Genomic DNA, 13,947 nt, shown 5'->3' with positions numbered 1-13,947 from the left:
TTACTTTCCCTCTTTAAGCACTTTTTCTACCCATATTTCCTCGATTACCGGTATTAGCGACGCATCCGGTTCGGCCAACCGGTGGGCCTGGAGATAATCCCCCGGCAGCGCCGCCTCCCCCAATTTTATGTCTTCAAAGAGTTTTCTTTCCTCGGTTGAAAGCCGGTCAAAATCGATTACCGGCAGGTCGCCCCAGTTGGCCGGGTCGTTTTTAGACGCCTGCACCTCCGGGCTCAGAATATAGTTTATGAACACCAGGGCAGCCGCTTTATTGGGTGCGTTGAAGGGTATGGCCAGGTAGTGGGTGTTGCCCAGGGTGCCCTTTTCGAAGACGAAACTCCTGACCGTAGGCGGAAACTCGCCGGTTTTAACCTTGCCGGCCGCCGCGTAAGGAGCGTAATCCATGGAAATAAGGACCTCGCCGTCGGCGAACATGTTATTTAGCTGCGCTAAAGTGGCGGGGTAGCTTTCGCCGTTTTTCCAAAGATACAGCTTTAATTCTCTCAGGTACTCTATCGCCGGGGAAATAGCTTCTTCCACCGCTTTTTTATCCCCGGGATCAAGGCCCTCAAGTTTGTCCCTGCCGATGACATCGCATATTATATTCCTGACAAAAGCGCTGCCCGTAAAATCCGGCGGCGCCGGGTAAGTTATCCTGCCCGGGTATTTTTTCGCAAGCTCCAGGAGTGCCTTGTGGTCTTTGGGAACTTCGCTTTCCGGGAGCCTGGTGCTGTCGTAGGTCAGCACAAGCTGAGCTCTGCCGTAAGGTGCCTCGTAACCTTCAATGGGATAGCCGAAATCATTTTTCACTTCCGGGTCGTCGGGATTCACGTATTTTTGGAAATTGGGCAGCATTGACGTGAAGGGCCCGAAAAGGAGCCCGTTTTTGCGGGCGGTGTAGAAGTTTTCGCCGTTGATCCACACCACGTCTATGGAACCCTTTTCCCTGCCCGCCTGCTTCTCCCCCAAGAGTTTATTCAGGATTTCATCTATATCCATACCCACCCGGTTCAGTTTTATGCCGTATTTATCCTCCAACCGGGGCGCCACCACTTCATCCAGCCATTTGTTTATCCTCTGGTCCCCGCCCCAGCCGTAAAAATTCACCGTCGTGCCCCTGGCTTCGGCGAGGATTTGCTCCCAGCTCTTTTTTTGAATGTCCCCGGTGTCTTTCACTTCCTTCGTGTCGCATCCGGCAAGCCCCGCGGCCACAACGAGCACCGCGACAAGAACAATAATTAACGCCTTCCTCACCAATCTCACCCCTGAAGTTTTTTAAGATACCCGTAAACCTCTGCCATTCGCTGAATCCCTGTAAACACGATCATGGCGGTGAAGATGTTGAAAATCAGCGCCGTGCTTTGCGGCATTAGTATTGCCAGGGAGAAAACCAAAAAAGTTTCTGTTCTCTCGGCAAGTCCCGGCTGATAGTAAAAGGCTTTCTCGGTCTTTTTTGATATTAATGCCCCCGATGCCAGAAATACGGAAAAGCTAAATATTATGGAACATAGGAGAAATATGGAGGCCATCCGAGCTTCCGGCATCCGGGCCGCCATAACGGTTATATATCCCATCTCAACGATCCTGTCAAAGATGAGGTCCAGCAGCGCCCCGAAGGGGGAGCTCCTGCCGGTCAGCCTGGCCACGGTGCCGTCGAGCACGTCGGCAAGCCCTGAAAGCCAAAGCAGCACTAACGCCTCCTCCCGCAGGTCGAAGTAGAGTGCCGCCGCGCCCAAAAGCCCCATCGCGAAAGCTGCCGCGGTAACGGCATTGGGGGTCAACCCAAGCCAAACGAGCATCCGGGCCAGCTTCGTAAAATACGGTTGGAAAAACTTTCTCGCTCCTGTATCAAGCAACTGTATCCCTTCCTAAATGCCCAGGTTTCCGCCGTGTTTTTTCCTGATCCAGCCGGGGATCAGGGAAAGCATCACGAAAAATACCGCCGCAATACCCAGGTAGGTCAAAATCTTCTTTATGTCCCCGCCGCTGGTGAGAGTGCCTCCAGCGAAAGTATATGCTATGGTGCCGGGCAGCATACATAAGAATGATACCACAATATAGGTCAAAAGCGGAATATCGGTCAGGCCGTAGGCGTAGTTCTGCAGGTTGAAGGGAAAGATCGGCACGAGTCGCGTTATCATGAGCATCCGCCAGCCCTGCTGCCTCACGCCCTCATCCAGCTTTTTCAGCTGTGGGTTTTTCTCCACCCAGCTTTCCACCATGCTCCGCGCCGCATACCTGGCTATCAGGAAGGCCGCCGTAGCCCCCAGCGTTGCCCCAATCGACGCAAAAAGGGCACCTTTGACGGGGCCGAAGGCTACACCCCCCAGTACTCCAATGGGCAATCCGGGCAGGAAGAAAATACAGGCTGTGACGAAAAGCGCGATGTATATTACGGGCCCCAGCGCCCCGTAACCGGCGATCCAGTCCTTCAGCTTCGCCGTGTTTTCAAGGCTTAAGTACTGGACAACGCCCAACTTTTTTAAGACAAAAGCGACAACTGCTATGCATGCCACGGTAATGAGCAGCTTCATCCGGCCGTCCTTTCCGGAACCATGCATTCTGACCACTTTTTGACTCATTTCACCATCACCCCTAAGTGTATTAAAGGCAGCAGAAGGGCTGGCCCTCCTGCTGCTTTCCCTTTAGTTCTTGGGTTCTCCGGTTTCGATAGGCAGGTCCGTGCGCTGGCTCCACTCTACCCAAGAGCCGTCGTAATTTTTAACGTTCTTGTAGCCTAAAAGTTCGGTCATAACGAAGGTGGCGTGGGCCGAACGCACAGCGGACTGGCAGTAGGGTATTACGGTCTTGTCCGGTGTCACACCTTTCTCTTCATAAAGTTTCTTCAGCTCGTCGTAGCTTTTCAGGGTCTTGTCCTCGTTGAGGGCGTCACCCCAGTAGAGCCATACAGCACCAGGAATTCTTCCGGCCCTGGCGGCACCTTTAACTTTCTGCTTTCCTAAGAACTCTGCCTCTTCTCGGGTATCTAGAATTATCACGTCGGGGTTGTTTTGGCCCGCCAGCACGTCTTCCACTTCCGCCAGCAGTGAAGTGTCGACCTTTACCTCGTATTTGGTCTCGGTCACCTGGGGCAACTCTTTAGTAGTCTCGAATCCGGCCGCCTTCCAGGCTTCAATTCCGCCGTCTAAGATTCTTACTTTGTTGTCGCCGTAGAGCTTGAACAGCCACCATACTCTCGCAGCGTCGGCGGGCGAGTGTTTTTCCGCATCCCCGTAAACTACCACCAGGTCTCCGTTGGCGATACCGAGCTTACTCATAAGTTGGGCAAACTGTTCGGGTGTAGCCCTCATACCCTCGTATTTGTGGGTAGGATCGTTGTATTCGTTCCTCCAGGCCCTTACGGCTCCGGGTATGTGCTCTTTTGCATAGCGGTCCTCAGGCCTTGCGTCGATAATTTTGACTGCGTTCTTATCAATAAGCTCCTTCAGTTCCTGCGGGGTTATTATGGCCTCCGGATTGGCATATCCCTTTTCCTTACCGGTTAAAAACTTTGCCGGTGCGGTTGCGGACTTTTGCTGGCTGCAAGCCGCAAGGCTGACGGCCAGCAAAAGGATGAGCGCCAATGCTACAATCTTCCTCATATTGAATCCCCCTAAATTATTATTTTTTATTGGCTATCCTTGTGAGGATCTTCTTGGTTTTCCACCTCTTGCTCCAGCTCTGGAGCGTCGAATCGACCCCCGGCGTCTCTTTCCCTCTCCAATCACCTCCGAATATAAGATCGAGAAGGTGCAGTCCCTTCTTGCCGCCCATCACCATGGAAGCGCGGCAGGCGGCACAGTATGTGGCTATATATTCGCATTTTGCCTCATTCGCTCTCCTTTGCATCACCCGCTTTGCCAGTTCGGGATTGGCCGGCACCACCATCCCGCCGTACCCGCAGCATCGGGTGTTTCCCCGGCTGTTGGGGAGCTCTTCTATCCCGTAGCCCAGCTCGCTCACTATAAACCTTACCGCGTCGTGAATTTCCGGCACATCGCGGGTCACGCAGGAATCGTGGATGGCTACTGTCATTCCACTGTTCTTCGCAATGCCCCTTGCCTTTTCGGGCAGGCCTATTTCCTTCAGCACCACCCACAGAGACCTCACTTTTATCCCCGGTATGTGCTTGGGCAGGTATTCGGAAAGGGTCTTATAGCAGGACTGGCAGGCGGTGATAACCTCTTCAGCCCCCAGCCTCCTTACTTCTTCCACCACCATAGCTGACCGCTGTTTAAAGAGCTCTTCCTGGCCCAAAGCCTTGGTGGGCTTGCCGCAGCATTTCAGGATGGCGCCGGTTCCGGGCAGCTTTTCCTTCAGGTACTCGTAGATCCTGCCCACGGCCTCGGGGTTGTAGGAAGGCAGGCTGCATCCCGGATAGAAAATGCGCCTGGTAAAGCCCGCCTTTTTATCCGGTAAAGTTACGTTGAAAATCCTGGAGAAACTGAACTTTTGATGCATCAGGATAGGTCTGTGCTGTTTCAGGGGGCCTATGCCCTGCTTCACCAGTTCCTTTCTTATTTCGCTGAACCTGTCCGCCAGCCTGAACTCCTTCGGGCACTCGAGGGTACACTTGTTGCACATATTACAGGAGTACGGCACCAGCGGGTTGACCTTGCCAGTATCGAGAATTTCCTTAAACAGTTCCTTGGGGCAGTGGGTGAAATCCTGCAGCATTAGACATTCCTTAACGCAGAGGCGGCACTCGCACTGGAGGCACCTTTCGGCTTCTTTCCTGGCCATCTCCTCGGTAAAACCCAGGTCCACCTCCATGAAGCCCTTTATCCTTTCCTCCGGCGAAAGCTTCATGGTCTGGACCCTCGGCAGAAACTGCTCGGCGGAAACGTCCTTTTCGAGCCAGGTCTCGTAAGCTCCCTCGAATTCCCTTCCCGCGCGCAGGTCCTCCCCCTTCAAATATCGGTCTATGGAAACCGCCGCCTTTCTGCCTTCGGCCATAGCTTCAATGGCAAAAAGCGGCCTTCCCACCGCATCTCCTGCGGCAAACACGCCTTTCAGCGATGTTTCCAGTGTAACCGGGTCCGCTTTGACCTTGCCGTTTTTCAAAAGCTCTATGCCGGTATCTGCCAAAAACGAGCTGTCCGCGGTCTGGCCTACGGCCAGTACCACGTTGTCGGCTTCGATTTCATAAAGCTTGGACTCGTCGTAGCAGGGGTTGAAACGGCCTTCTTTGTCGAAGACCGACTCGCAGGCCTTGAAAACGATTTTCTTAACTTTGCCGTCTTCACCTACTATTTCTTTTGGTCCCCAGCCGTTGTGGATGACAACACCCTCTTCTTCTGCCTCCTCAACTTCCCAGGAGTGGGCCGGCATCTGTTCCCTTTTTTCAAGGCAGAAAACGTCGACCTTCTTCGCCCCGACTCTTATGAGGCTCCGGGCCACGTCCATGGCCACGTTGCCGCCGCCGATCACAGCAACCCGCTTTCCCACCGGGTACTTTCGGGTCATGCTGACCTCCCTCAGGAAATCCACGGCGGGTATGACCCCCTTCAGGTCTATACCCGGTACCGGAAGCATAACGCTCCTGTGGGCTCCGACGGCGATAAGCACCGCATCGTAATTATCCCTGATATCGCCAAAAGCTACGTCCTTACCCACTTCGGTGTTGAGGCGGATCTCGATCCCGAGTTTCGTCAGGTAGCTGTATTCCTTTTCTAGGATGTCCCGGGGTAGCCTGTACTCGGGTATTCCTACTCTGAGCATGCCTCCTGCCACCGGAAGCTTTTCGAAAATGGTGACCTTATACCCCTTCCTCCTCAAATCGATAGCTGCCTGGGCTCCCGCGGGGCCGGACCCTATTACTGCAATCTTAATGTCCTTTTCCGGCTCCATGGAAAGATCCCAATCGGAGGGGTCGTCGTATTCGGCGGCAAACCGCTTCAGGGCGGCTATTGACATGGGCTGATGCCCCACCTCATTGCGCTTGCATTTTTGTTCACAGGGATGAGCGCAGATCCTCCCCAGCGTAGCCGGGAGAAACAGTTTTTCCCTGATAAGCTTAATAGCTTCTTTATACCTGCCTTCGGAAATCAGTTTGATGTAGCCCCTGGCGTCGGTGTGCATGGGGCAGGTCGCCACGCAGTACGCCGGAGCGTCACCCATACAGTTGTCAACTATTTCTTTCATTTTTTCCAGAACTTCAGCGGGATACATCCTCGCACCACCTTACATTGTGCTATTAATTTAAAATATTGCTCAATTATTCAATAATTAGAGCATTTTGGCATATCCGCCCTCCCTGCTTTTTACCTTTCCGGTTTTTATCAATACAGGAAAAACTTTATCAGCAACCTGGAACCCAGATACGCTCCCGCCAGCATGCCAGCCATGAAAATCCATCCGTGAAGGGACATGGAAGATATGCCGCTGAAAAGAGCCCCTATGTTGCAGCCGAACGAAAGTCTTGCGCCGTAGCCCATGAGAAATCCACCGATTACGGCGCCGATCACCTGCTTATAACTTTTAATTTTCCTAAACCTGAACTGGGACGCAAGAAGCGCCGCCAGCATGGCACCGGCGATGATGCCTAAATTCTGTACCGAACCACCGTCCCGCAAAAAACCGTCTGCCAGAGCCGCTGCGTTTTCCCGTTCGCCGTAGAAAGCCCAGAATTCCGGCCGGGCGCCGAAAGCCCGCGCAACCCACGCTCCCCAGTGGGCAAAGTAACTGGTGATGCGCCACGGCTCGCCGCTGACCGCTAAAAGACAAACGTTTAAAATACCCAACACGATTGCTCCAAACCAGTACGGGAAGGGTTCCTTCAGGATGACATCCGCAAATCTTTTAAGTTTCTCTTTATAAAACTCCATGTTTTTCACGTTTAACCCCCCCGTGCCGGCTGCCTATTGCGCCCTGCTTTTGTAGTCCCACCAGAGGGCAAGCCGGTACAGAATGAACAGTAAGGCCAGCTGTCCGAAAAAGGCCGCACCCCACCCCATGAGATCCGGCAAAAATACGGGCCGTGCGGACTTTATGATATGCTCCTTGAACCAGCCGAAATGGTAAGCGCCGGCCGCCGAACCGGCTATGAAGAATACAAGGGCGATCAAGTTCAGGAGGTGTCCCTCTCCTACCCGCATCAGGGTGCCGGATGCACACCCTCCGCTCAAGACAGCGCCTATGCCGAATATGATTCCCCCCAGCAGCGTATGAACGCCCGCGGGCTTTATCATGCCCGGCACCGGATATCCAGACAGGTGCGCCGCAAACTGAATGGAGGAAAAACCCACCATTGCGACAGCGATGGCTATTATGACCGCCCGGAACAAGGAAGTGTTGCCCGTCAGGATCGGGTCCCTCACGGCCGCCGTAAAGCAAAAGCGGGAGCGCTGCAGAACAAAGCCGAAAGCTATTCCAAAGATCCACCTCACGGTCAGAATCTTTCCGGCTCGGGAAAGATAAATGCCGAAAATTACGAGGGTAAGAAGCAGCGCCATCGCATAGGGGAGCTGATTCTTCCTCCGAGTTATTGTGCTCTCTTTCACTTTAACTCCCACTTTCAATTATAGATTTTAACACATAGAGTGTAAAATCACTATCTTTTATGCTATTATAATAATAACTTATATCTGGAAAAACTGGAAAAAAGGGTGGCAATCGAAATGAACATAAACCTCTTGAAATCCTTTATTGCCATTGCCGAAACTCAATCCCTGTCGAGGGCCGCGGAGCGCCTTTTCGTCACCCAGCCCGCTTTAAGCCAGCAGATAAAACAGCTGGAAAATCACTTTTCGGTCCAGCTGATAGAGAGGACAAACCGCGGCATATTGCTGACCGAGGCCGGCAGAATACTATACGACTACGCAAGCCGGATTGTATCGATTTATGAAGACCTTGAGAAAAATATGGAGGATTTCAGGGCATCCATAAGCGGAACCCTGATAGTCGGAGCATCGTCCATAGTAGGCGGATACGCGGTGCCCTGCAGCATCTTTATATTTAAGGAAAAATACCCCGAAACCAACATAAAGCTAAAAGTCGGCAACCGCAAGTATATCCTGGAGGAACTCAGGGACGGCGCCATCGATGTGGCGATTATCGAGGGAGAAAAGCCTATTGGAAACTTCGTCTCCAGCGAAATCGCCAGCGACGAAATGGTGGTCATAGCCCCTAACAGGGAACCCTGGAATGGAAAAGACACCCTAAGCCCGGAGGAATTCCTTAGCCAGCCCATCATCATGCGCGAAGACGGCTCCGGCACAAGACAGATGATAGAAAAATGCCTTATGCAGGCAGGCATAGATAAAAGCAGGCTGAATATCGTGATGGAACTGAGCAGTGCCGACTCCATAAAGGCCGCCGTGGAAGCAGGACACGGCATTTCCATAATGCCGAGGCTGGCCGTAAGAAAGGAGCTTTACAACAAGACCCTCGTCGCCCTGAAAATCGAGGGCGTACCCCTGGTCCAGAAGATCCACCTGGCTTATAAGCGCGAGAAGGTTAAGAGCCAGGCTGCCAAGGCTTTTATAAAATTCATGCATACTCCGAACCGGGGTTTTTGTTAGCGGGCTGCCATGCTTATCACAACCCGCCACACTCCGTTTTCCACTTCTTCCACTTTTGTCTTAAGCCTTTTTCTCTTCATCTCGTCGACAATCGTGGTAACCGCACAGCTGTGGTCTGTGAGGATGACTATGCGATCCCCCGGCCGCAGCTTTTTTATTTTAGCCTGCACCTTGAGATTAGGCACGGGGCACATATCTCCCAACGAATCTATCAGGTATTCTGTCATATTTCTTTCCTTCCAGTTTTGATTTATCCAGTTCCGCAAGGAGCAACCCCTAGGCTCCCTGTTTGCTCGTGTTGTTTATTATTGATAAAATATTTCGCCAAAATCAAAAAATATCCTCTTTGCGAACTACCTTTATCTTATTAGCTCAATATGACATTTTATGGATGTAGCAATTTCCGTGGGGAGATGCTATGATTTTTGCTACATAAAAAACCCCGCAGCCGTTAACTCCGGAACTATCATAAAATTAACAGTTGACAAGTAGTATGTGTTTGTATATTTTAAAGGTAATTTTTGTTTTAATAAGGTGACGCACTAAGGGTTATCTATTGTTATTTAAGACGTGCTATGAAAAGTCAATAGGCTAGAGCAAAAATTTCTTGACAATCACATAGAAATTCTGTTCACGCATTTTTGCCGGGAGGAGACCATTGATAATCCGGGTCATACGGCCGGTTATCCTTCCAGAGAGAGTAGATCAGGTGAACAAGTTTTCTTGCAACGGCTCCTGTAGCAACATTCGAGTGCTTTCCCTGGCTGCGTTTTTGCTCATAATAAGCCCTCAACTCCGGGTTAAAACGGCGGGCTGAAACAGCGGCTAACCACAAGCTGTTTCTTAAAACAGGGGAACCGCGTTTAGACATACGGTTACGAGTACCCTCAAACAATCCTGAAGCCCTGACTGTAGCATCTAAACCGGCATAAGCTACGAGAGCCCGGGGGTTAGGGAAACGAGAAATATCACCTATCTCACCGATAATTGCGGCAGCCAGGACAGGGCCAATACCTGGAATAGTTTCAATTACGTGGCGATAAGGGGTATCCTTACTAGGACGAAGCTCCTCCATAACCTCGTTAATTGCATCTTCAATAACCTTTATCTGTTCTTCAATAAATTCAATTTGCTCAACCAACAAACGAAGCTGTAATGTGAAAGCGTCTAAAGCCATGGTGATACCGAAGGTCCCCTTAGCCAGAGATTGAATCTTTTTAGCTCTTTCTTCACCGAACCGACCGCGGGAATGTTCTTTCAGGAAAGCAGATAACTCTGAAAGGTCCACTTCGGCTAATTCTTCCGGCTCCGGGTAAGATTTAAGCAGCTCCCTTGAAGTCCGGATAAACACATCGGAGAAGCAGTCTGGGTATTCAGGGAAAATCCTATCCAAAATACCAAGCACCCTGTTCTTAAGGCCACCGACCTGGCGTACGAACTCAAAGCGGAGTCGGGAGAGCGACTGCAATTTGAGGGTTGTTTCGGAAGGGAGTCTGGTCTCGGGGGCTCTTCCCAATCGCAGCAAGTCAGCAAGGAGCAGAGCATCTTTTTGGTCGGTTTTAGTTTTACGCACATAGAGATTCCGCAAAGCATCCGACTGAATGGGATTGATGACATGAAGTTCAAATCCCTGGTTAGTGAGGTAGCAGTAGATAGGGAGCCAGTAATGGCCGGTAGCCTCTAAGCAGAACTTTACGTCATCAGGCTTTAAACCGAGTCTTTCCAATGCCTGCAAAAGCTTATTCATTCCTTTATGGTTATTGTCTAGATGCATTTTTAAGACTATATCACCGGAGTCGTTTACGAGGCATACTTCGTGACTGTGTTTAGCCACATCAATACCGCCATAGAACATGATTTACATCCTCGCTTTCACTGAATTAGGCAGGGTTCCCGCAATCCTCTATAAGTCTCAACCTTGCGCGTAACTCGAGGCATGCAGCAAGCTACATCCGCAACGTGCTCATTCGAGACATCTCATAGAGGAGGGGCTTCACTCTTAATTTCGGGACAGCGAAAGAGCTTCCCAAGGAGGAAGATCGAAGTCCCCTGCCGCTACGAGAAATATTAGCTAAGTTTTATCAGAATTCCTGTGTGGTTGTCAAGAAACTTTGAATGACCCTTAATTACATTATTAAAGCTAACTATATTGTACAAGGAGGAATTATATGAATTTAAAACAGAAGCTGGATGAACTTTGCACATGGGTAGGAATTGTTGGATGGGTCACAACAATTGCGGGAGCCATTGAGGCGATCATAGGACTTTTTGCATACGTTATTGGCGCTTTACCCGGGGTAATAACGCTAATTTTAGGAATTAAATTACTAGGTGCCAGAAAATACGCTAAAAGCATAGCATTATCTCAGGAGTATAACGAACAGGATATGGTATTACTCATTAAGGAACTGACCGCGTATTTCAAAATACAGGGGCTTTTCATTATAATCGGTTTCTCTGCCGCTATTATAGTAGCACTATCGGGATTTTTATTGTATCAATAATGGCAATTCAATTGATACCGGTATAATAGCAAGTTTTTTGAGGTGTAGCGTGAAAACCTTTGAATGAATCTTTTAGTATACCGCCAAAATTTCTACATAAAGCTGGAACAGCCAAAAAAAGCCGGGTGGTTAACCCCGGCCTTTTTTATTGGGTTTTTAGGAAAAAACAGTAGTGGGCAAACGGAAAATTCGCTGTGAAAATTCCGGTGGAAAACGGCGGCGCCGGAAACTAGATAGCTCCAGATCGTCTTTTGAGCCCTTCCAGAATCTCGAAGCACCCGAAACCCTGGGAATTTTTGCTGCCAAGCCCAGCATCGTAGGCTATTTTCAATAGAGCCGGGTCTCCCCTGAGTGTGTATACGCCCATCCATCCCTTTATTATGACATCCTTATACTTTATTATCTTGCAGTGCTTTTCGCTCAAAGGGAAAGCAGGCTTTATCTCGAACTTCCGTTCACCCGGCTCTTGTCCGGTCAGTACCGCATATTTTTTCAGCAGGTTGTTTTTCAGGAGTTCTCCAAATTCCTCCTGCAGTGGGGTAAGGTACAGCGTCCTCTTTTTCCCGCCCTCAACCAGGGTTTTGTAAGCTACCACCGGCGAGAGCATGTTTATTTTTATCCTGTCGCCTAAATCGTGATCTTCCACAGCGGCGTGAACCGTCACATTTTCCAGCACTACGCGTCGGCCTGCTAGGGAAAGATCATCGTTCTTCAAAAGACCTCCAGCCAGCTCCCGCAGGAAGCGCTCTAATGGCGACGATACAATAAAGCTGAAGGGTGGTTCGAACTCGATCCTGCCGCCTTCCACCATCCTGAACTTACCCTCGAGCCTGGAAAAGGTAAAGAGCTTGAACCTTCGCTTTCCCCAGGGAAAACCGTCCTCGTGCATGAATTCTGCGAATTCCTGCGTCAGGTTTGAATAAATCATCCCCTGGATTATGTGGTTGTAGTGTATGGGGAGCGCCACCGGGCTTTCGGAGTTAAAGGTAAGCTTCATCCTCATAAGACCACCACCTGCAATTGTGCTTTCTTTCTTCGACATTTACATCGCAATATCCTCCTAAAAATAAAATTAAGAGCCTTGAATCAATCAAAGCTCGTCCCAAAGAGCATTGCTTTTGAAAGATCTACCGTGTAAATCTAACTTCAAAACATAAACCATTTAGTACGATAATAGCAATCATGCCAGTGATAACCGTTAAAAACATATTGTCTTGTAGGCGCTTTGTATTTGGTATCAAAGATGAATCCCTGATGGGTAGGCTAGAAACAACACTTTTGCAGTGACATATGCGGTCGACATAACTCGTTTCAATCCCTCATAGACTCCCATGCCGCAAAAGCGGCACCATCAGAGGATGAAAATGCACTTTCATGATATAATCAGTATAGCGGCTGGCGAAGGCAGGTCGTTCTTACCTTGGTGCTTCGAGCCCGACTTATAGACAGACCCCAACGACCAGGTGCACCACAGATTGTTGCTCCCGTTACGGGAAGCACGCAGGATAGAATAACTATTTATGGTTGTTGCACCAGCCCTTCAATATTAAAGCCGCTAAGGAGTTGCTTTTATGGATGTAGTGTATTCTCACGTCTGCGGCCTGGACGTTCATAAAAAGAGCGTCGTGGCTTGTGTAATTACTCCCGATGGTAAGGAAATTCGCTCTTTTTCAACTATGACCGATGACCTGATTGCTCTAAAGGAATTCATTAAAAACAAAGGATGTACTGTCGTCGCCATGGAAAGCACCGGTTCTTTCTGGAAGCCTATCTACAACCTGCTGGAGCTTGAGAATATTAATATCCTCCTTGTCAATGCAAAGCATATTAAAAATGTGCCTGGCAGAAAAACCGATGTCAAGGATGCTGAATGGATTGCTAGTCTACTCCGCCACGGCCTTTTAAAAGGCAGCTTCGTCCCCGACAGAGAGCAAAGGGAGCTTCGCGAACTTGTCCGTTACAGGCACAGCCTCGTTGAAGAGCGCTCAAGGGAGCTTAACCGCATCCAGAAAGTGCTCGAAGGAGCCAATATCAAGCTGTCTTCGGTGGTCTCCGATATTAACGGCATGTCCAGTCACTCTATACTGGAAGCTCTCATCAGCGGTGTAGATGACCCCGAAATCCTGGCAGAGCTTTCTCATGGTAAGTTAAAGAATAAAAAGGAAGATCTAAAGCGCGCTTTAAAAGGATTTATTAATTATCACCAGAGAAAGATGCTGGAAATACAGTTGAGACATATTGATTACCTCGATGAAGAAATAGAAAGATTGGATGAAGAAATTAAAAATCGAATGCTCCCTTTTGAAGAGGACCTGGCACTGCTGGATACGATTCCAGGAGTGGGAAGAAGGAATGCTGAACAGATAATTGCTGAAATCGGAACCAATATGGATCAGTTCCCCTCCGCCGCTCATTTGTGTTCATGGGCGGGGCTGTGTCCAGGTCAGAATGAAAGCGCCGGTAAACGAAAGTCCGCCAGGACCCGAAAGGGAAACAAGAAGTTGCGTAGCGCTCTTGTAGAAGCTGCCCGGGCCGCCTCCAGAGCAAAAGATACTTATCTTTCAAGTCAATACCACCGCATCGCTGCCCGAAGAGGATCGAATCGAGCAGCGGTTGCGGTAGCTAACAGCATCCTAACTATAGTTTATCATATTCTCAAGCGAAGGCAACCTTATATTGAATTAGGTCCGAATTTTTACGAAGAGAAAAGGCGCAATATGGTCATCCGGCAGTCTTTGAAGAAGCTTGAGTCTTTAGGGTTGAAGGTTACGGTCGAAACGATGGTGTCTTAACTATTTTGAGATTTGTTATTACGCATATATAGATTCATATTTATCCCATATTTTTACATTATGTATGGGCTTAGTTTTTTATTGCCTTTTTGCGGATCATTATTTTCAGGATAGGTAGGTTAGTAACTG

At 49.6% G+C, this 13,947-nt stretch carries 11 protein-coding genes and 1 pseudogene; 3 read left to right on the top strand and 9 right to left on the bottom strand.

Going from position 1 to position 13,947, the window contains the following annotated elements; translation table 11 throughout:
- The 6 genes and pseudogenes from TOCE_RS00465 to TOCE_RS12535 all read right to left on the bottom strand — a co-directional run bounded on the left by TOCE_RS00465 (window position 1) and on the right by TOCE_RS12535 (window position 7,454).
- Window positions 1-1,257 (bottom strand): ABC transporter substrate-binding protein, encoded by a 1,257-nt coding sequence (locus tag TOCE_RS00465; RefSeq protein ID WP_013274934.1) that lies wholly within the window; start codon window positions 1,255-1,257, stop codon window positions 1-3.
- 2 nt (window positions 1,258-1,259) lie between these two features.
- Entirely contained in the window at window positions 1,260-1,856 is a 597-nt protein-coding gene (locus tag TOCE_RS00460; RefSeq protein ID WP_013274933.1) for a CDP-alcohol phosphatidyltransferase family protein, read from the bottom strand.
- Window positions 1,857-1,868: 12 nt separating this feature from the next.
- A complete protein-coding gene (locus TOCE_RS00455) occupies window positions 1,869-2,582 on the bottom strand; it encodes a TVP38/TMEM64 family protein (protein WP_013274932.1) in 714 nt (237 codons plus the stop codon).
- Window positions 2,583-2,645: 63 nt separating this feature from the next.
- Entirely contained in the window at window positions 2,646-3,602 is a 957-nt protein-coding gene (locus TOCE_RS00450; RefSeq protein WP_013274931.1) for a sulfurtransferase, read from the bottom strand.
- A gap of 19 nt (window positions 3,603-3,621) precedes the next feature.
- On the bottom strand, window positions 3,622-6,171 hold the full coding sequence (locus TOCE_RS00445) for an FAD-dependent oxidoreductase (protein ID WP_013274930.1): 2,550 nt from the start codon (window positions 6,169-6,171) through the stop codon (window positions 3,622-3,624).
- Window positions 6,172-6,281: 110 nt separating this feature from the next.
- Window positions 6,282-7,454: pseudogene (locus TOCE_RS12535) on the bottom strand (YeeE/YedE family protein).
- A gap of 165 nt (window positions 7,455-7,619) precedes the next feature.
- Between TOCE_RS12535 and TOCE_RS00430 the strand changes: the two are divergent.
- A complete protein-coding gene (locus TOCE_RS00430) occupies window positions 7,620-8,522 on the top strand; it encodes a selenium metabolism-associated LysR family transcriptional regulator (protein ID WP_013274927.1) in 903 nt (300 codons plus the stop codon).
- Here TOCE_RS00430 and TOCE_RS00425 read toward each other — a convergent pair.
- Together TOCE_RS00425 and TOCE_RS00420 are read right to left on the bottom strand one after the other, a co-directional pair.
- Window positions 8,519-8,749 carry a sulfurtransferase TusA family protein gene (locus TOCE_RS00425; protein WP_013274926.1) on the bottom strand — a complete coding sequence of 77 codons (231 nt, stop codon included), beginning with the start codon at window positions 8,747-8,749 and terminating at the stop codon, window positions 8,519-8,521. The two genes, TOCE_RS00430 and TOCE_RS00425, sit on opposite strands and share 4 nt — an antisense overlap.
- A 404-nt stretch (window positions 8,750-9,153) precedes the next feature.
- Window positions 9,154-10,377, bottom strand: a complete 1,224-nt coding sequence (locus TOCE_RS00420) for an IS110 family RNA-guided transposase (RefSeq protein ID WP_013274925.1) — start codon at window positions 10,375-10,377, stop codon at window positions 9,154-9,156.
- A 313-nt stretch (window positions 10,378-10,690) separates the two neighbouring features.
- Between TOCE_RS00420 and TOCE_RS00415 the strand changes: the two genes are divergently transcribed.
- Window positions 10,691-11,026, top strand: a complete 336-nt coding sequence (locus tag TOCE_RS00415) for a DUF5362 family protein (RefSeq protein ID WP_013274924.1) — start codon at window positions 10,691-10,693, stop codon at window positions 11,024-11,026.
- Window positions 11,027-11,255: 229 nt separating this feature from the next.
- On the opposite strand, the gene cas6 is transcribed toward TOCE_RS00415, so the two are convergent.
- Complete coding sequence (gene cas6 / locus TOCE_RS00410; protein ID WP_049817869.1) at window positions 11,256-12,068, bottom strand: CRISPR-associated endoribonuclease Cas6; 813 nt, start codon at window positions 12,066-12,068, stop codon at window positions 11,256-11,258.
- A 529-nt stretch (window positions 12,069-12,597) separates the two neighbouring features.
- Here cas6 and TOCE_RS00405 point away from each other — a divergent pair.
- A complete protein-coding gene (locus TOCE_RS00405; protein WP_013274922.1) occupies window positions 12,598-13,818 on the top strand; it encodes an IS110 family RNA-guided transposase in 1,221 nt (406 codons plus the stop codon).
- The last annotated feature ends 129 nt before the right edge of the window (window positions 13,819-13,947 follow it).

Source organism: Thermosediminibacter oceani DSM 16646 (genome assembly GCF_000144645.1).
Taxonomy (GTDB): Bacteria; Bacillota; Thermosediminibacteria; order Thermosediminibacterales; family Thermosediminibacteraceae; genus Thermosediminibacter; species Thermosediminibacter oceani.
This window is presented reverse-complemented; position numbering and strand designations above follow the sequence as displayed.